Raw genomic sequence first — 18,842 nt, forward strand, 5'->3', positions numbered from 1 at the left:
AATAAATTAAAGAACAAATAACCTAAAGAAACGAAGGTTTTTCTAAAAATAGTAATGAGACAATTTTTTTAAGCAATAAAGATGAAGAATAATTGACTATAAAAAACAAAATCCAAAAATATTGATGAGTTTTTAAAAGATTTTGAGATGAATTTCTAAACATTAGACTTTAATAATGGACCAAAAAAAAACCACCGGATATCCGGTGGTTTTTATAGTATATTTAAAGTTTAATTACTGCAATCTAGCTTTAAGTGCTTTAGCTTTCTCATCTTCTCCTAATTGGTTGTAGATGTTTATGGCGGTTCTTATAACATTAGTATTTTCCGGGTCGGCTTCAATCACCTTTTCAAGGTAAGGAACGGCTTGTTTATATATTTTATTTCGTTCTTCTTCAAGCTCCTCATAACGTTTATTATCTTCCTTACTCATTCCCAGACCGTTCATTTCATCAATAATACTACGCTCCTTAGCAAGGATAGCAACTACAATATTCATCCTGGCATTGGTCATATCAGGATCTATCTCAAGTGCTTTTTTATAATACTCAATGGCTTTTTCGTTATCTCCCAATTCAGCAGCAGTTACACCAAGGTTGTAGTATATATTTGGATCATTAGGGTTTTTCTTAACCATTTCCTGCATCAGCTCATTATACTTTTCTTTATCCCCCATTCGGTAATAAACGTCGGCTTCAGCTTGCAATAGTGCAACATTGTCAGGATTTTCTTCTTTAGCATCCTTAATGGCAGCAATTGCTTTTTCGTCTTCACCTTCCTGAATGTAAATTAGAGCAATGTTCTTGGCTATCTCTCCCTTTTTAGATGGAATTTTTTGATCTCTAGGATCTTTATATTCACCTGTCTTAAGCATTAACTCTCTCTGTTCTTTATTCATTACCTCTTCCTCACCAGTTTCTACATTAGTGGCAAGATATTCTACACCAGAACCATCAAAACCTAACTCTTTTAATGTTTCATAATACTCTAATGCCGTAGTATAATCTTGCGCATTTAAAGAATTGGCTGCTGCGTAATATAAATAAAGAGTATCCTGCTTATTTAACTGATAACTATAATGTAGCTTGTCTGCTGCATTCTTATAGTTCTCTGTATTTTGATCGTTAATAGCACTTTGCACCAAAGCATTTCTTACCTGATCAAATCCCTGAACAGCTTCATCACTATTTCCTAAATCCTGAGCCTGTTTAAAGGCTTCGGCGGCGATTTCCAAATCTTCAAGGGAAGCGTTTTCCCCGCTTCCTAAATAAGCCTGACCTTTATAGAGATAGAACCTTTCTGTCCACTTCTCATTAGCTTCAGAAAGCAATGATTCAGCGGTTTTTAATTGAGTTTTAGCTTCGGCATATTTACCATCATCTATGGCATCACCAGCATCTTTAATTTCACTTTTTTGAGCAACCGCAGCCACTGATAAAAGTGACAAGGCTACAGTAAAAATATTACTTTTCATCTTGTTTTGGTTTTTATTTTAGTTATTCTTCACTATCGTTTACAATAGTTGTGCCATTCGAATTTTCTTCAGTATCTACAGTCTTTTCTGCATCATCCATTAAGTCTACATCATCTTCATCATGCATTACTTTTGCAACAGCAGCTATGGCGTCATTTCCTTTAAGGTTAATTAATCTAACACCCTGGGTTGCACGCCCCATAACTCTAAGATTAGCAACTTCCATTCTTATTACAATGCCAGATTTGTTGATAATCATAATATCCTCTTTATCCGAAACATTTTTAATAGCAACCAGGTTTCCGGTTTTTTCGGTAATAGATATTGTTTTCACACCTTTTCCGCCACGGTTGGTTATTCTATAATCTTCCAGACTGGATCTTTTTCCGTATCCATTTTCAGAAACTACAAGAATATCAGAATCGAAATCTTCAACAGAAACCATTCCTACCACTTCATCCTTATCATCGGCAAGAGTAATACCTCTTACTCCTGAAGCGTTTCTTCCCATTGGTCTGGTTTTTCCTTCTTCAAACCTAATAGCCTTACCACTCCTTACGGCAAGCATTACCTGGCTATCACCATTGGTTAATTTTGCTTCTAGCAATTCATCATCTTCCTTAATGGTAATTGCATTAATACCATTGGTTCTAGGCCTTGAATATTGTTCTAAAGAGGTTTTCTTTACCTGGCCTTTCTTAGTGGCCATAATTACATAATGCTTATTGATGTAATCTTCATCTTTAAGGTCTTGTGTACATATAAATGCTTTTACACGATCATCGGGGTCTATATTAATAAGGTTTTGAATAGCTCTACCCTTAGATGCTTTACTTCCTTCAGGAATTTCATAAACCCTCATCCAGAAACATTTTCCTTTTTGGGTAAAGAACAGCATATACTGATGATTTGTTCCAGAGAAAAGGTATTCCAGGAAGTCTTCATTTCTTGTATTAGAGCCTTTTTGACCAACTCCACCCCTATTTTGGGTTTTGTATTCGTTTAATGAAGTCCTTTTAATATATCCGGCGTGGGAAATAGTAATTACAACACGCTCATCTGGAATCATATCTTCGATACTTAAATCGCCACCTGAATATTCTATAGTAGAGCGTCTTTCGTCCCCATATTTTTCCTTAATTTCCAGAAGTTCGTCCTTAATTAATTGCATTCTGCGTTCCTTTCGCGCCAGAATGTCTTTAAGGTCTTCAATGGTTTTCATAATTTCATCATACTCGGCACGCAGTTTATCCTGCTCCAGGCCGGTAAGCTGGCGCAAACGCATTTCAACAATTGCTTTTGCCTGTACCTCAGTAAGCTCAAAACGTTCTATTAATTTATTTCTTGCTTCTTCTGCATTGTTAGAAGAACGTATTAGAGCAATAACTTCATCTATATTATCTGAAGCAATAATTAACCCCTCCAGGATATGGGCACGATCTTCGGCTTTTTTAAGTTCAAACTCGGTTCTTCTTACAACCACTTCATGCCTATGCTCTACAAAATGATAAATAATATCTTTAAGATTAAGCATCTCTGGTCTACCGTTTACAAGCGCAATATTATTTACACTAAAAGAAGTTTGTAAAGCAGTATGTTTATAAAGAGTATTTAAAACAATATTAGGAATGGCGTCTCTTTTTAATTGATATACGATTCGCATTCCATTCCTATCAGACTCGTCCCTGATAAGACTAATTCCTTCAATTTTCTTTTCATTAACAAGGTCGGCAGTCTTTTTAATCATATCTGCCTTGTTTACCTGATAAGGAATTTCGGTAACAACAATAAATTCTTTACCATTAATCTCCTCCAGGCTAGACTTGGCTCGCATTACAATACGGCCTCTTCCTGTTTTAAAAGCTTCCCGAACCCCATCGTAACCATAAATTATTCCTCCGGTAGGAAAATCGGGAGCTTTAATATGCTCCATAAGCCCCTCTACCTCTATATCGTGATTATCTATATAAGCAACTGTACCGTCTATTACTTCCGAAATATTATGGGGAGCCATATTGGTTGCCATCCCAACGGCAATACCACTGGCACCATTTACAAGCAAATTAGGAATACGAGTTGGTAGTACAACCGGTTCGTTTATAGAATCATCAAAGTTCAGTTGCGTATCTACCGTTTCTTTATCTATATCGGCCAGCATATCCTCGCTAATCTTACGCATCCTGGCCTCGGTATAACGCATTGCTGCAGGGCTGTCACCATCTACAGATCCAAAGTTACCCTGCCCATCTACCAGCATATACCGCATACTCCAGTGTTGCGCCATACGTACCATGGTATCGTAAACCGAAGAATCACCATGAGGGTGAAACTTACCTAAAACTTCCCCAACTATCCTGGCAGATTTTTTATAGGAACGATTAGAAAGTACCCCCAGTTCATACATCCCATATAAAACCCGGCGATGCACCGGTTTTAAGCCGTCACGAACATCTGGTAAAGCACGTGACACAATGACCGACATTGAATAATCAATGTAGGCCGATTTCATTTCATCTTCAATATTTATAGGAATAAGCTTTTCTCCTTCAGCCATATTGTAAAATTTAATTTAGTTCACAAATCTAACGTGCCAATTTACATATTTTATAGCAGCTAAACCCCTGTTTGACGTATTGTTTAACCAGATTTTATTAACAAAAATTTAGTGCGCTATCGTTAATAAGTTCCTTATTTTAACCTTTGATTATTGAAAGTAATTTTGTCAATTAGCTAATATCATTGGATTAGGTACAATTTTTGAAATATTTGTACTGAATAAATCATAGAGAGAAAGGAAGATAAAGATGGATGACAATTTTTCACCAAGAGTAAAAGATGTAATCGCGTACAGCAAGGAAGAAGCATTGCGTTTAGGCCACGATTTTATTGGCACTGAACATCTTATGCTTGGCTTGCTTAGAGACGGAGATGGCAAGGCAATAGATATTTTAAATGCCTTAGACATAGACTTAAGTCATTTAAGGCGTAAAGTAGAAATTCTTAGCCCGGCTAATCCTGAATCTACCGTGATTTCTAACGAGAAAAGGAATTTACACCTTACCCGCCAGGCAGAAAGAGCCTTAAAAACAACATTTTTAGAAGCTAAGCTTTTTCAAAGCTCAAATATCAATACAGCGCATTTATTGCTTTGCATATTAAGAAACGAAAACGACCCTACCACTAAACTACTAAATAAACTAAAAGTAGATTATGATGGCGTTAAAGATCAGTTTAAATATATGACCGCAAGCGATGAAAATGATTTTCAAGACAGCCCAACAGCCGAATCGTTTTCAGATGATGACAGCAATACAGGTGATGCAACAAAAGACAATCCGTTTAGCGGTGGTGGCAGTGGCCCGGGAAAAACTTCTAAAAAATCAAAAACTCCTGTTTTAGATAACTTCGGAAGGGATTTAACCGCCATGGCCGAAAATGATAAGCTCGACCCTGTTGTTGGAAGGGAAAAAGAGATTGAAAGGGTTTCACAAATTTTAAGTAGAAGAAAGAAAAATAACCCGTTATTAATCGGTGAACCCGGGGTAGGTAAATCGGCTATTGCCGAAGGACTGGCACTTAGAATCGTACAGCGAAAAGTTTCCAGAATACTTTTTGACAAACGCGTGGTAACTTTAGATCTTGCCAGTTTAGTAGCGGGAACAAAGTACCGTGGCCAGTTTGAAGAACGCATGAAAGCCGTGATGAACGAGCTTGAAAAAAATGATGACATTATTCTTTTTGTAGATGAAATTCATACCATTGTAGGTGCCGGTGGTGCCACAGGCAGCTTAGATGCGAGCAATATGTTTAAACCTGCGCTGGCTAGGGGCGAAATACAATGCATTGGTGCCACTACTTTAGATGAGTATCGCCAGTATATAGAAAAAGATGGTGCGCTTGAAAGAAGGTTTCAAAAAGTAATTATAGAACCTACTTCGGTAGAAGAAACCATCGAAATTTTAAATAATATTAAAGACAAATACGAAGAGCACCATAACGTTTCGTATACCGACGAGGCTATTGAAGCCTGTGTTAAACTAACTAACAGGTATTTGACCGATAGATTCTTACCAGATAAAGCTATAGATGCTTTAGATGAAGCCGGATCTCGCGTGCATATCACAAATATAGATGTTCCCAAGCAAATTTTAGACCTGGAGCGGAAACTTGAAGAGGTTCGCGCTAATAAAAACTCAGTTGTTAAAAAGCAGAAATATGAAGAAGCTGCCAAGCTTAGGGACGATGAGAAAAATATCGAAAAAGAACTTCAGGTAGCACAGGAGAAATGGGAAGAGGAATCTAAAAAGCATAAAGAAACGGTAGATGAAGACAGCGTTGCGGATGTGGTTTCTATGATGACCGGAGTGCCTGTAAACCGTATTGCCCAAACTGAAAGCAATAAATTGGTGGAACTTCCCCATAAAATTAAAGGTAAGGTTATTGGGCAGGATGATGCAGTTGGTAAAGTTGTAAAAGCTATTCAGAGAAACCGCGCCGGACTCAAAGATCCTAATAAACCCATTGGTTCATTCATATTTTTAGGCCAAACAGGGGTAGGTAAAACGCAATTAGCAAAGGTTTTAGCACGAGAATTATTTGATAATGACGATTCTCTTATACGAATAGATATGAGTGAGTATATGGAGAAATTTGCTATCTCCAGGTTAATTGGTGCACCTCCAGGATACGTTGGTTATGAAGAAGGTGGACAACTAACAGAAAAGGTGCGCAGAAAGCCTTACGCAGTAATTTTGCTAGATGAAGTTGAAAAAGCACACCCAGATGTATTTAACATGCTGCTTCAGGTGTTGGATGATGGGTATTTAACCGATAGCCTTGGAAGAAAAATAGATTTCCGAAATACTATTATTATCATGACCTCTAATATTGGGGCAAGAAAATTAAAAGATTTTGGACAGGGAGTAGGATTTGGTACTGCTTCCCAGCGTTCGCAAGCTGATGAAAATGCCAAAGGCGTAATTGAAAACGCGCTAAAGAAAGCTTTTGCTCCAGAATTTTTGAACCGAATTGATGATGTAGTAATCTTTAACAGTCTTGAACGAGAAGATATCCATAAAATTATTGATATTGAATTAGTTAAATTATTCAGCAGGATAGGAAGTCTTGGATATAACCTCAGCTTAAGTGATAAAGCCAAAGATTTTATCGCTGAAAAAGGATTTGACAAACAGTATGGCGCAAGACCTTTAAACAGAGCTATTCAAAAATATATTGAAGATGCACTGGCCGAAGAAATAATTACTTCTAAATTGAAAGAAGGAGACAGTATTTTTATGGATCTCGATGAAGATAAAAATGAATTGACCATAAAAATTGACAAAAAAATTGAAGAGCCGGAGTCATAGGTTTTTTTGAAGATTAATACTTTTTACAGAGGTTATCTGAATATTTGTTTTCAGATAACCTTTTTTTATCAAATTCATTGAAAAATATTAAATTCGCACTCTATTAATCCCTACATTAATGATTACAGAAACTCTGGAATTAGAGTTTGGGCAGGTTCATATCCTGTCAAATATTCTAATCGCCGAATTAAAAGAAGGCGTTCTTTTTAATGCCGAAAACAACGCCAAATTATTAGAAATTGGCAAAGAAGTTTTTAAAAACAAACCTTATGGTTATATCTCACTAAGAAAGAACTCCTATGCAGTAGACCCACTCGTCTATAGGCACTCTGCCCTTGATAAAAATTTAAAAGCTATTGCAGTGGTGAGTGAAAATGAGCTTATTAAACTGAATGCACACAATGTAGAACGCCAATTCTACAACGATCCTGATTCTTTTGCGGTATTCGATAGTTTAGACCAGGCCATCAACTGGATACAGTTTAGAATCTAATCAAAAATATTTTCGGTAAAATTAAAATTGTTAAGATATCGCCTGGAAGCTTGTATATGTGGTGCCATAGTTACATCTGTATGTAATACGGGCACCACCTTTCTAAATCCGGCCAAAACTTCACTCAAAATCACTGAGGTTTTTGCCGGTTCTCTAAAGTGCATCGCCTGGGAAGCATTAAAAAGTTCTATAGCCAAAACACTGTTTAGGTTCTCCACCACTTTTAGAAGTTTTGTAGCGCTATTAGCCCCCATACTTACGTGATCTTCCTGCCCATTTGATGAAACAATAGAATCTACACTGGCAGGAACAGCAAGTTGCTTATTTTGGCTTACTATACTCGCAGCCGTATACTGCGGAATCATAAATCCGCTATTCAAACCCGGATTTTCTACTAAAAATGCCGGTAAGCCCCGAAGTCCCGAAACTAGTTGATAAGTTCTTCTTTCTGAAATATTAGCAAGTTCTGCCATCGCAATTGCCAGGTAATCTAACGCAAGTGCCAATGGTTGACCGTGAAAGTTTCCTCCTGATATAATCTTATCTTCTTCAATAAATATATTGGGGTTATCGGTAACCGAATTAATCTCGGTTTTAATAGTTTTCCTTACAAAACTTAAGGTATCCTTACTTGCCCCGTGAACTTGTGGTATACATCTAAAACTGTAAGGATCCTGTACATTATCTTTTTCGCTTTTGGCAATTTGGCTATCGTCTAAAAATTTTCGAATCCGTTCAGCCGTTTTAATTTGCCCTCTATGCGGTCTGGCCAGATGCACCAATTCATCAAATGGTGATAAATTACAATCAAAAGCATCTATAGATATAGAACCAATTAGATCGGCCAGATAAGATAGCTTAAAAGATTTAAGCAGTGCATATACCCCATGGGCACTCATAAACTGTGTACCGTTAAGCAAAGCTAAGCCCTCCTTAGATTGTAACTTTAAAGCTTCCCAATTTTGAATTTTTAATAATTCCGACCCGCTTATTATTTTATCTTCAAAGTAAACCTCTCCCTCACCAATTAAAGGCAAAGCCAAATGTGCTAAGGGTGCAAGGTCTCCCGAGGCTCCTAAAGAGCCTTGTTCATAAACTACCGGTAAAATATCAAGATTGTAAAAATCTATTAGCCTTAACACGGTTTCCAATGCAACACCCGAATTCCCATAACTTAAAGATTGAATTTTAAGCAAAAGCATTAATCTCACAATATCTTTATTCACTTTATCACCTGTACCGCAAGCGTGAGATTTAACCAAATTTTCCTGGAGCTCGGTTAATTTACCCGAACTTATTTTTACGTTACACAAAGCACCAAAACCGGTATTTATTCCATACACAGGAGTGTCACTCTCGGTAATTTTTTTGTTTAAGTACGTTCGAGACTTTTTAATGTTAGATTCGGCTTCTTCACTAAGTGCCAATTTTTTTCTATTCACCAAAATATCTTCAATTATTTCTAAGTCTAAAATGGCTGAACTGATATAATGATGGGATTGCATAAATTATGGTTTTAAACACCATGACTTAACCTTAAGCCATTACAGTAGCAATAATAGCTGGCTAAACCCGGTTTTATAAGGATTGTTTATTTAATTATAAAAATAGAAAGTGTATAAAAGTTTTTAACTTCTTACAATTCTCTAAGATCTCTGCCAAAATTCTTATTTAAACCAATGCAATCCAAATTTAAAGCAGAATATTTAAGAATTTTTAAAAATAAAAGACCTAAACATTTATAAGTATAACTAGCCTCTTTTTTCATCTTTCATTAAAGCCAAAAAAGCCTTTCCCAAATTGTCACTAATATCACCGGAAAGCATAGCTTCGTAGCCAAGTTTTTCAGCACAAATATCCCCTGAAAGCCCGTGTAAATAAACGCCTAAAATAGCCGCCACAAGTGGCTCATATTTTTGTGACATTAAACCCGCAATAATTCCCGACAGTACATCGCCACTTCCGGCGGTAGCCATACCAGGGTTTCCTGAGTTATTGATATAAATATGCTTGCCGCTAAAAACAAAGCTATGGGCGCCTTTTAAAACCAGGATCACTTTATACTTTTTTGTAAAAGTTTCGATCTTTTTCATCTTATCAAAATCATCTTCCCACTCACCTATTAAGCGCTTAAGTTCTTTTGGATGCGGCGTTAAAACCGAGTTTTTAGGAAGCAATGCCAGTAATTCTTTATTTTCAGAAAGCATATTTAAACCGTCAGCGTCAATTAGCATAACGCTTTTGATTTGCCCCAACAAAGTTTTAAAAGCTTTCACCGTATTGGCCGATTTTCCTGCCCCCATTCCAAAACAAATAACATCTGGCTCAAAATCTGTTTCAATATTGGTGAGTTCGTGCTCACTTTTATCGGTAATTACCATCGCTTCCGGCAGCGTGGTTTGCAAAATGGTATAGCCGCATTTAGGTGAAAAAATACTGCACAAGCCTGCTCCGGCTCTTAAGCTTGCTCTGGCCGAAAGCGAAATGCTCCCTATTTTACCATAACTTCCACCTACCACAAGACAATGCCCATAGTCTCCTTTATGGGTATTTTTAGGGCGTGCTTTATAAAGTTGTCTTGCTTCACGTTTACCTATTAACTGGGCAAGAGGTTTAACTGCTTTTAAAAAAGTGCGGTCCAATCCAATATCCAAAACCTGCACTTCGCCTGCAAAATGCATTGTTTGCGGTAAATAAAAAACGAGCTTCGGAGTTTGAAAAGTAAGCGTATAATTCGCTTTAATAACTGCAGCATCTTTAGCGGGAGCTTTATCCGGAAACAAGCCCGAAGGCATATCAACCGCCAAACAAAAAGCACCAGACTGATTAATATGTCTCAGTAATTCTTCAAGCCAACCTTCGGCAGGGCGGTTTAAGCCAATTCCAAAAATGGCATCCACTACAAAATCGCCCGGGGCAACTTCAGGGAAGTCTTCGGCTCTTTTTATAAGATCCGGCCAGGTATTGCTTTCCTTTTTATATCTATCATAATTCACCAGAAAATCATCAGAGCGTTTATCGCTATAATTCACCACATACACGCTCACTTTATAGCCATATTTATGCAGCAAACGCGCAACTACAAGTCCGTCGCCACCATTGTTTCCTATTCCGCAGAAAATTTTAATAGCAATATCCGCACCCTCCAGCCTCTCATGAATTTCACCAAAAACCATACTTGCCGCTCGCTCCATTAAACGCGTACTGGAAATCCCTTCGGTTTCCATAGTAATTTTATCGGCTTCATTTAATTGTGCTGCAGATAATATTTTCATAATTAGATTGCTTGAATTTTACTTTAGATTTATTTCAACAGTTAGTTATCAGGACTGCCTATGGATAAAGAATCTTTTGACTTAATGATTTTTTGGGCTTGCCACGGGCTTACTTACTATTATAAAATTACAAATTAAACATAGAAAGCTACTTCTTAAAGAACCAAACTTCAGACACTATAAACTAACACATTTAATTTCAAGAAATTGGAAACAAATTTTTCACCATTCATTGTAAGTATACCAGCATTTATTTTTAGTTGCAATAGATGCTTATAAAAGCTACTAATTTATAGTACAATCGTTAGTTTAATTTGTATTTAATGATTCTTCACAAAAACCCCATTTTAATATTATATTCAAACCGAAATCAATAAATTAGCGCAAATTTTAAAGAAAATGAAAGAGATTGCCCTAGCCGCAAGGCATAAAGAACTTAATGCCAAGATGATACCTTTTGCCGGTTACAATATGCCGGTTTCTTATGAAGGTGTGAATATTGAACATCAAAATGTTCGGGAAAATTTAGGTGTTTTTGATGTGTCACACATGGGAGAATTTCTCATTACCGGCGAGCACGCTTTAGAGCTTATTCAAAAAGTAACTACTAATGATGCATCAAAATTGGTAGATGGGAAAGCACAATACACTGTAATGCCCAACGAAAAAGGCGGCATTGTAGACGATTTAATTATTTATAGAATTAATGCCGAAAAGTATTTACTGGTAGTAAACGCTTCAAATATAGATAAAGACTGGAACTGGATTGCGCAACATAACACGATGGATGCTACTATGCGTGATATTTCAGACGAGTTTTCCCTACTGGCTATCCAGGGCCCAAAAGCCGCCGAAGCCATGCAAAAACTCACTGATGTAGATCTTAGCAATATGAAGTTCTACACTTTTGAAGTTGCCGAGTTTGCCGGAATTGACAAGGTAATTATTTCGGCTACGGGCTATACCGGTAGCGGCGGATTTGAAATTTATTTTAAAAACGAAGATGCCGAGCAAATTTGGGATCGCGTAATGGAAGCCGGAAAAGATTTTGGAATAAAACCAATTGGACTTGCCGCGCGTGATACTTTAAGGTTAGAGATGGGCTTTTGTCTTTATGGAAACGATATAGATGAAACTACCTCCCCTATTGAGGCAAAATTAGGATGGGTCACTAAATTTACCAAAGACTTTATTAGTGCTGAAATCTTAAAAAAAGAAAAGGAAGAAGGGCCAAAACGCAAGCTAATAGCTTTTGAATTGGAAGAACGCGGAATACCACGCCAGGGTTACGAAATTGAAGATGAAAATGGCAAGGTTATTGGCAAAGTAACATCTGGGACAATGTCACCTTCACTGGAAAAAGGAATTGGTTTAGGTTATGTAACTACCGAACTTGCTAAATTTGGCAACAAGATTTTTATAAAAGTCAGAAAAAAATCCATTCCTGCCGTACAGGTGAAATTACCCTTTTATAAAGGCTAATTTTTTTGGAACGAATATTAATTTTAGGAGCAAGCGGCTTTATAGGCAATGCCTTATATAAAGAGCTATGCTCCTTTTTTGATACACACGGCACCTACCATACACCCAACACAGGATTTGAAGAAAACCATCAGTTTCATCAATACGATATGGAAACTGAAAACATTGAAATCCTTCTGCAAAATGTAAAACCTACGGTAATAATTTCTGCCATTCGGGGGAGTTTCGATGCTCAAATTAATGCACATTTCGAGATTATAAATTACATCTTAACCCATCATTGTAAACTCTTATTTATCTCGTCGGCAAACGTATTTGATGCATTTACCAACTTCCCATCTTACGAATATGATAAAACCCTTTCGCAAAGTGTCTATGGTAGGTTTAAAATTAAGATTGAAAATGCCTTATTAAGATTGCCTAACCATAAATACAATATTTTACGCCTCCCTATGGTGTTTGGGCATAATTCCCCACGTTTAAAATTAATTAAGTCGCAAATTGAATTTGGGCAGGCCCTGGAGGTTTTCCCAAATGTTGTTATTAATGTTACCGAAATTGAAAAACTAACCCAGCAAATACACTATATCATCAATAGAAAAAGACAGGGTGTTTTTCATTTGGGCAGTTCAGATTTAGTACATCAAAAAGATTTTATCGAAGAGGTTTGCGAGGTATTGGGGTATAAAAATTTAGTTTTCAAAAACATTTACAACTCTAATTTCGATAGATTTTTAGCCGTTTTACCTAAAGAGAATTTACTTCCTGAAAATTTACAGGTTTCGGTACATCAGGTTGCTAAAGCTTCTGTAAAGCAATAGGTGTGTTAATCTTGTACTAAAAATAATTTAGATTAAAAATTCAGGCTTTAGTTGCTTAAATTTAAAGATGAATCATAAAAATAACTCTCATGACTAAACTAAGTGAAGAAGAAATCAACAAAAAACTGAAAAATCTTGAGGGTTGGGTTTACAATAATAACGCAATTCATACCTCTTTTCAGTTTGCAAATTTTAAAGAGGCATTTACGGTAATGACGCGAATAGCCTTTGAAGCTGAAGCACAACAACACCATCCTAATTGGGGCAATGTGTATAACGAATTAGAAATTTCGCTCACATCCCATGATGCCAACGGTGTTACCGAGAAAGATTTTAAACTGGCAAAAGCTATTGAAGAAATCGTAGAAGCATCAGCCTAAACACAAAAAAAGTATATTAAAATTTAAAGCTTTCAATTTTAAATTGAATTGGAAGCTTTTTTTTTATTTTTGTCTCAATTTTTTATTCAGAATAAATGGGAAGAGCATTTGAATTTAGAAAGGCACGTAAAATGAAACGTTGGTCTGCAATGGCCAAAGCCTTTACCCGCATTGGAAAAGATATTGTGATGGCCGTTAAAGAAGGCGGCCCTGATCCTGATACCAATGCTAAACTAAGGGCAGTTATCCAAAACGCGAAAAGTGTAAATATGCCCAAGGATAATATTGAACGTGCCATTAAAAGGGCAAGTGATAAAAACCAGGGGGATTATAAAATAGTACTTTTTGAAGGTTATGCACCGCACGGAATCGCTGTATTGGTGGAAACTGCCACAGATAATAACAATCGTACCGTAGCCAATGTTAGATCGCATTTTAATAAATGTGACGGAAACCTGGGAACTTCAGGATCGGTTGAATTTATGTTTGATCACACCTGCAATTTCAGATTAAACCCAGAAGGTTTGGATGTGGAAGAACTGGAGCTGGAATTTATAGATTTTGGGGCCGAAGAAGTTTTTAAAGATGAAGACGGCATACATATTTATGCCCCTTTCGAATATTTCGGGGCCATTCAGAAAGAATTGGAAAACCGGGATATAGAAATTCTTTCTTCAGGATTTGAAAGAATTCCACAGGTTACAAAACCGCTTTCCCCGGAAGAAGCTGCCGATGTAGAGAAACTATTGGAAAAACTGGAAGAAGATGATGATGTACAAAATGTATATCACACCATGGAAGAAACCGAAGCTTAATCGCTTCAACCAATAGATATAAAAAAGCTGTTTGGAAGTAAACTACCTCGGGGCAAGCCCACGAGGCATTCGTTAGAAACAATTTTTTAATTTCGAGGCAAGCCTCGGGGTATTACACCCTTTGGCGGTGCCAATAAATTTCTAAAACCGTCATTCTGAATTTATTTCAGAATCTAATATGTGGATAATTAAAATATGTTAGACCCTGAAACAAGTTCAGGGTGACGAGTATAATAATTAAAACTTCTAAACAGCTTTTTATTTTAATGCTCTCCCCTATCGTGTTTGGTAGGTTCGCCTTTTCTTCGTTTCTTTTCTTCTTGTAAAAGTGAAAGCTCACGACCCGTTTGGCCTTTCACAGAAGTATTTTCCTGCGCTCTTCTTAATAAATAAGGTACTACATCCCTAACAGGGCCAAAAGGTAATAGTTTTGCAGAATTATAGCCCTTTTTAGCCAGGTTATAACTAATATGATCACTCATACCATACAACTGACTAAACCAAATACGCTTATCGTTAAAGGGCAGGCCTTTATCTTCCATACTCTGCAAAGCCAAATAGTTACTAACCTCGTTATGGGTTCCAATAAACAAGTGGATATCATCAAGATTAGCTAAACAATAAGACATGACACTGTTAAAGTTAACATCGGTAGCCTCTTTATTTTCGCAAATTGGTGAAGTATATCCATATTTCTTCGCGCGTGCATTCTCTTTTTCCATATAAGCACCCCGCACAATTTTTGCCCCAATTTTAAAGCCCTCTTTTTTGGCCTTTTCATGTAGGTTTTTCACATACTCTAATCTGTCCCAACGGTAACACTGGAAGGTGTTATAAATAAGAATCTTATCCTTATTATATTTCTTCATCATGTCTTCCATCAGTTCGTCGGCAGCAAGTTGCATCCAACTTTCCTCGGCATCAGCGTATAATCGTACATTATTTTCGTAAGCACATTTGCATAATGTATCCACTCTTTCCTTCACCCGTTCCCATTCTTGCTTTTCATCTTCGCTTAAATTAACGCGCTCGGTAATTTTCTCCCAGATAGCAAACCTTCCAATCCCGGTTGGTTTAAATAAAGAAAAAGGCAATTCTTCACTTTTAGCCGCAAACTTTATTAGTTTCATCTTTTTGTTTAACGCGGCATCAAACTGTTCATCGGTTTCTTTTCCCTCTACCGAATAATCCAAAATACTATGCAACTTTTTAGAATACATCTCTTTGGTAAGCGGCTTACAATCTTCTTCGGTAATTCCCCCACAAAACTGTTCAAAAATGGTTTTTTTAATTATACCTTCTACCGGCAAATGTAGTTTCAATGAAAACTTAGTTAACCAGGAACCCGCATCTACCAACGTTTTCCTATTCATCATGCTAAACAAAAATATAGCACGGTCCAGCTCTAAATCAGATTTCAACTTAAAAGCTGTTTTTGTATCGTTAAAGATTTTTCTCTTGATCATGGGCGTATCTTAATGGTAGCAAATATAATTATTGAAGTTTGATTTTATTATGAATATTTCTGCTTATTTTCGAAGCCATATTTTAAATACTAAAAACATTAAAAACTATGTCCCATAGTGCAGCAAATAAAGGTCCGGTATACTTCCAGGAAGATGGTTTTATTAAATTAAATACTTTTTTAAAAGAAGAAAACCCTTCAAAAATTTTTCTTTTGGTAGATAATAATACACACCGGGATTGCCTGCCCGTTTTTTCAGAAAAAATAGAATTTCAGGAAGCTATTGAAATTTTAGAAATTGAAGCGGGAGAAATAAATAAAAATCTGGAAACCTGTACGGGACTATGGAATGCATTGTCTGATTTAGATGCCGATCGTAAAAGCCTTATGATTAACCTTGGCGGTGGCGTGGTAACCGATTTAGGTGGTTTTGTGGCTTCTACCTTTAAAAGAGGCATAAGCTATATAAATGTTCCCACCAGCCTACTGGCTATGGTAGACGCTTCTGTAGGGGGTAAAACCGGGGTTGATTTGGGTAATCTTAAAAATCAAATTGGCGTAATTAATCATGCTGAAATGGTGCTAATTGATCCTACATTTCTAGGTACCCTGCCACAAACGGAAATGCGAAGCGGACTGGCAGAAATTTTAAAACACGCTTTAATTAGTAGCGAAGATTATTGGAATAAAGTGACTAATCTAAGTGGGCTTACGCTAGAGGATCTCGATGGCATAATTAAAGAATCGGTAGAAATTAAAGCAAAAGTAGTTACTGAAGACCCCGAAGAGAATGGCCTACGTAAAACACTAAATTATGGGCATACCCTGGGGCACGCTATAGAGTCTTACTTTTTAACCCATCCTGAAAAAACAACATTGCTTCATGGTGAAGCCATTGCCATTGGAATGATTTTAGCCACCTACCTATCTAAAGAACTTCAGGAATTCCCGGAAGATAAATTAAAAGAAGTTAGCCTTAAGATTTTAGACATTTATGATAAAGTTGAATTTTCTAAAGAAGACATTCAAAAGATAATAGATTTAATGAAATATGATAAAAAGAATTCTCATGGAAATATAAATTTTGTCCTTCTAAAAGATATTGGAAACACAGTTATAGACTGTAAAGTACCAAATGAGTTAATTTGGAATGCTTTTGAATATTACCAAAAAGCTTGATTTATTACTTAAAAATGTTATTTTTAATATACTAACTACATCCTCATAAACACTTATTTATGAAACGAATTATTGTTGATTACAAAAAACTAACTCCAGAAATACTTGGACTTCTAGTAGAAAAGTACCCCGATGGTTATGACGACGATCATATAATTTCATTTAAAAATGCAAAAAATGAAACTATTGAAGCGGTTGAAGTGAAAACCGAAGACTCTATTTACCTGGTGAAAGTAAGTACACGCCTGGAAAATACGATGGCCAAGTTTGATGAAGACGATTATGACGATTCAGATTACAATGAACCCATTGTGGAAATTCCGGAAAAAAGCGATGATGATGACGAGAAATAATCACTTTTTCTTTTCGCATTTAATTTATAACAACAAAAGGAGCTTTCTTCAGAGGCTCCTTTTGTTGTTTTAATAAGAAAGAAGAGTATTTGTAGATCTAAAAGAGACTTTTTTACGGTTTCTCCATATAAAAACTCTCATAAAAAAGGAAAGATTTTAGGTTTTATCGCAATAGTTCATCTACCGGCATTGCCAAATCTACTAGTAATTTAACTAGTGGAAAAGCTTCAGGATCCCAACAACTATAGGAGCAAAAACAAAAAAGCTCCTGCTCCTAGCCAAATAAGGAATTTATTCGATAAGAATTTTTACTATTCCTCTTTATTTTTACTGCAAAAAGATATATCGTACCCCAAAAATTGCCTCAAAATTAAAAATTTGCCTCCAACGAATGCCTCGTGGGTTTGATTCGAGATAATTTGTTGATTTGATATAATATAACAGCTCTTTTATTATTCATTCACAAGACCTTTTAAATTAAAAAGGAAGTCGTGATATTGCTTTATTTCTCTATACTATAATTATGAGCCTTTCTTTATATTCAAATAATCTTTCCTGCCTTCCTTTTCTTAGGCATTTTAAATATAAATTACTTTGATTTCAAAGGAATATGGATATTGAAAGAATGCCCATTTTCATTTGAAGGTGATTGAATTGCGCATGCTGAAAATAATACCAAGGGCTCGCCCTGTTCATCCATCAACAATTGTGGTCGTTCTAACCTTGCAACAGTTTCTGAACTTCCATTCTCCCAACGCACTTTTAAATCGGATGCCAGGACATTTTTTGCCGGTGACCATTCTGTACCATCTACCGACTTAAAAAGCGCCATAGAATGGCCTTTACCTGTTATATCTCCATTAAAATCCCTAACCAGCGCATAAAACAAATTCCTTGTATTATTATACCATATAAAAGGATCTTCTGCCATAGCTACATTTCCATCATCTTTTAGCACTTTTAATATAGGTTCCTTTTGTACCTTAAACCCACCATCGGGGTGGTTAGAAATAGCTACACCGTGTATTGGGGCAAAGCTTTTTTTATCCTGCCAACTTTTAAAAACCATTATATATTTTCCATCCGGACGTTTTTCTACAGAAGGATTAACCACAACAATATTGGCTACAGAAATATTTAGGCTATCACCAAACTCCTCTTCTTTAGGAACATTATACCCAAAATTAGAAAGTGGCTTTAATAATGGCGTCTTACTGCGTTTAAATTTTCCATTCTTCAAGTCTTCAAATGAATTAAACACTACAACTCCAATACGTTGGTGACGAACCAAAACCCCTCGATTAACACTTTGCTCTTTAGTAAAAGGATCAGAAGTACCTGTGTAATACAAATAATACTTACCTTCAAATTTCTTTAAATGAGGATTGTAAACAGACGCACCATCCCAAGCATGAAACAAACCTTCAGACTTTCTACCTTTAAGAATCGTCTTCTCATAAGTAAACGGTCCCAAAGGATTTTCGGCGGTTGCATAGCACAACTCAGCATCCATTAACCAACCATCACTAAAAGCATATTTTTTTGGCCAACGGCAGTATATCATATGGTATTTCCCATCGTCTCCTTTCTGTACACTCGCTCCCCAGGTAAACCAATTATCATCTTCTAGTTTAGATTTTTCTGGAACAGCTTGTATCAATTCCATAAAATTGAGGTTATCACTAACTGATTCTCCTTTTTTAGATGAGTTGGTCTTATTTCCCTTACAAGAAAAAAGTA

General features: G+C 36.3%; 14 protein-coding genes. 8 read left to right on the forward strand and 6 right to left on the reverse strand.

Features of this window, described 5'->3' with window-relative positions; all coding sequences use genetic code 11:
• Nucleotides 1-234 precede the first annotated feature (234 nt).
• Both GUB10_RS02190 and gyrA read right to left on the reverse strand, forming a co-directional pair.
• Nucleotides 235-1,473 carry a tetratricopeptide repeat protein gene (locus GUB10_RS02190; protein ID WP_193709803.1) on the reverse strand — a complete coding sequence of 413 codons (1,239 nt, stop codon included), beginning with the start codon at nucleotides 1,471-1,473 and terminating at the stop codon, nucleotides 235-237.
• Between the two features lie 22 nt (nucleotides 1,474-1,495).
• On the reverse strand, nucleotides 1,496-4,027 hold the full coding sequence (gene gyrA / locus GUB10_RS02195; RefSeq protein ID WP_193709804.1) for a DNA gyrase subunit A: 2,532 nt from the start codon (nucleotides 4,025-4,027) through the stop codon (nucleotides 1,496-1,498).
• Nucleotides 4,028-4,277: 250 nt separating this feature from the next.
• Between gyrA and GUB10_RS02200 the strand changes: the two genes are divergently transcribed.
• Nucleotides 4,278-6,839, forward strand: coding sequence for an ATP-dependent Clp protease ATP-binding subunit (locus GUB10_RS02200; protein ID WP_193709805.1), 2,562 nt, complete (start codon nucleotides 4,278-4,280; stop codon nucleotides 6,837-6,839).
• Between the two features lie 118 nt (nucleotides 6,840-6,957).
• Entirely contained in the window at nucleotides 6,958-7,332 is a 375-nt protein-coding gene (locus GUB10_RS02205; protein ID WP_193709806.1) for a hypothetical protein, read from the forward strand.
• Here GUB10_RS02205 and hutH read toward each other — a convergent pair.
• Both hutH and GUB10_RS02215 read right to left on the reverse strand, forming a co-directional pair.
• Nucleotides 7,329-8,837, reverse strand: a complete 1,509-nt coding sequence (gene hutH / locus GUB10_RS02210; protein ID WP_193709807.1) for a histidine ammonia-lyase — start codon at nucleotides 8,835-8,837, stop codon at nucleotides 7,329-7,331. The genes GUB10_RS02205 and hutH overlap by 4 nt on opposite strands.
• A gap of 246 nt (nucleotides 8,838-9,083) precedes the next feature.
• On the reverse strand, nucleotides 9,084-10,607 hold the full coding sequence (locus GUB10_RS02215; protein WP_193709808.1) for an NAD(P)H-hydrate dehydratase: 1,524 nt from the start codon (nucleotides 10,605-10,607) through the stop codon (nucleotides 9,084-9,086).
• 399 nt (nucleotides 10,608-11,006) lie between these two features.
• On the opposite strand from GUB10_RS02215, the gene gcvT reads away from it, so the two are divergent.
• The 4 genes from gcvT to GUB10_RS02235 all read left to right on the forward strand — a co-directional run bounded on the left by gcvT (nucleotide 11,007) and on the right by GUB10_RS02235 (nucleotide 14,105).
• A complete protein-coding gene (gene gcvT, locus GUB10_RS02220) occupies nucleotides 11,007-12,089 on the forward strand; it encodes a glycine cleavage system aminomethyltransferase GcvT (protein WP_193709809.1) in 1,083 nt (360 codons plus the stop codon).
• Nucleotides 12,090-12,094: 5 nt separating this feature from the next.
• Nucleotides 12,095-12,910, forward strand: coding sequence for a sugar nucleotide-binding protein (locus tag GUB10_RS02225; RefSeq protein ID WP_193709810.1), 816 nt, complete (start codon nucleotides 12,095-12,097; stop codon nucleotides 12,908-12,910).
• Nucleotides 12,911-12,999: 89 nt separating this feature from the next.
• Nucleotides 13,000-13,290: a 4a-hydroxytetrahydrobiopterin dehydratase gene (locus GUB10_RS02230; protein WP_193709811.1), complete on the forward strand. Its 291-nt coding sequence runs from the start codon at nucleotides 13,000-13,002 to the stop codon at nucleotides 13,288-13,290.
• 95 nt (nucleotides 13,291-13,385) lie between these two features.
• Nucleotides 13,386-14,105, forward strand: coding sequence for a YebC/PmpR family DNA-binding transcriptional regulator (locus GUB10_RS02235; RefSeq protein ID WP_193709812.1), 720 nt, complete (start codon nucleotides 13,386-13,388; stop codon nucleotides 14,103-14,105).
• A gap of 263 nt (nucleotides 14,106-14,368) precedes the next feature.
• Here GUB10_RS02235 and GUB10_RS02240 read toward each other — a convergent pair whose 3' ends face one another.
• On the reverse strand, nucleotides 14,369-15,571 hold the full coding sequence (locus GUB10_RS02240) for a proline dehydrogenase family protein (protein WP_193709813.1): 1,203 nt from the start codon (nucleotides 15,569-15,571) through the stop codon (nucleotides 14,369-14,371).
• Nucleotides 15,572-15,678: 107 nt separating this feature from the next.
• On the opposite strand from GUB10_RS02240, the gene aroB reads away from it, so the two are divergent.
• On the forward strand, nucleotides 15,679-16,749 hold the full coding sequence (gene aroB / locus GUB10_RS02245; protein ID WP_193709814.1) for a 3-dehydroquinate synthase: 1,071 nt from the start codon (nucleotides 15,679-15,681) through the stop codon (nucleotides 16,747-16,749).
• A gap of 59 nt (nucleotides 16,750-16,808) precedes the next feature.
• On the forward strand, nucleotides 16,809-17,102 hold the full coding sequence (locus GUB10_RS02250; protein ID WP_193709815.1) for a hypothetical protein: 294 nt from the start codon (nucleotides 16,809-16,811) through the stop codon (nucleotides 17,100-17,102).
• 589 nt (nucleotides 17,103-17,691) lie between these two features.
• On the opposite strand, the gene GUB10_RS02255 is transcribed toward GUB10_RS02250, so the two are convergent.
• Entirely contained in the window at nucleotides 17,692-18,768 is a 1,077-nt protein-coding gene (locus GUB10_RS02255) for a glycoside hydrolase family protein (protein ID WP_193709816.1), read from the reverse strand.
• Between the last annotated feature and the right edge of the window lie 74 nt (nucleotides 18,769-18,842).

It is taken from the genome of Salegentibacter sp. BLCTC, from assembly GCF_015143665.1.
Classification (GTDB): Bacteria; Bacteroidota; Bacteroidia; order Flavobacteriales; family Flavobacteriaceae; genus Salegentibacter; species Salegentibacter maritimus.

Coding starts and splice junctions, on each gene's coding strand:
- GUB10_RS02190 (WP_193709803.1), bottom strand. CDS start 1,473: ATGAAAAGTAATATTTTTACTGTAGCCTTGTCACTTTTATCAGTGGCT.
- GUB10_RS02205 (WP_193709806.1), top strand. CDS start 6,958: ATGATTACAGAAACTCTGGAATTAGAGTTTGGGCAGGTTCATATCCTG.
- GUB10_RS02200 (WP_193709805.1), top strand. CDS start 4,278: ATGGATGACAATTTTTCACCAAGAGTAAAAGATGTAATCGCGTACAGC.
- gcvT (WP_193709809.1), top strand. CDS start 11,007: ATGAAAGAGATTGCCCTAGCCGCAAGGCATAAAGAACTTAATGCCAAG.
- hutH (WP_193709807.1), bottom strand. CDS start 8,837: ATGCAATCCCATCATTATATCAGTTCAGCCATTTTAGACTTAGAAATA.
- GUB10_RS02230 (WP_193709811.1), top strand. CDS start 13,000: ATGACTAAACTAAGTGAAGAAGAAATCAACAAAAAACTGAAAAATCTT.
- aroB (WP_193709814.1), top strand. CDS start 15,679: ATGTCCCATAGTGCAGCAAATAAAGGTCCGGTATACTTCCAGGAAGAT.
- GUB10_RS02250 (WP_193709815.1), top strand. CDS start 16,809: ATGAAACGAATTATTGTTGATTACAAAAAACTAACTCCAGAAATACTT.
- GUB10_RS02235 (WP_193709812.1), top strand. CDS start 13,386: ATGGGAAGAGCATTTGAATTTAGAAAGGCACGTAAAATGAAACGTTGG.
- gyrA (WP_193709804.1), bottom strand. CDS start 4,027: ATGGCTGAAGGAGAAAAGCTTATTCCTATAAATATTGAAGATGAAATG.
- GUB10_RS02255 (WP_193709816.1), bottom strand. CDS start 18,768: ATGGAATTGATACAAGCTGTTCCAGAAAAATCTAAACTAGAAGATGAT.
- GUB10_RS02240 (WP_193709813.1), bottom strand. CDS start 15,571: ATGATCAAGAGAAAAATCTTTAACGATACAAAAACAGCTTTTAAGTTG.
- GUB10_RS02215 (WP_193709808.1), bottom strand. CDS start 10,607: ATGAAAATATTATCTGCAGCACAATTAAATGAAGCCGATAAAATTACT.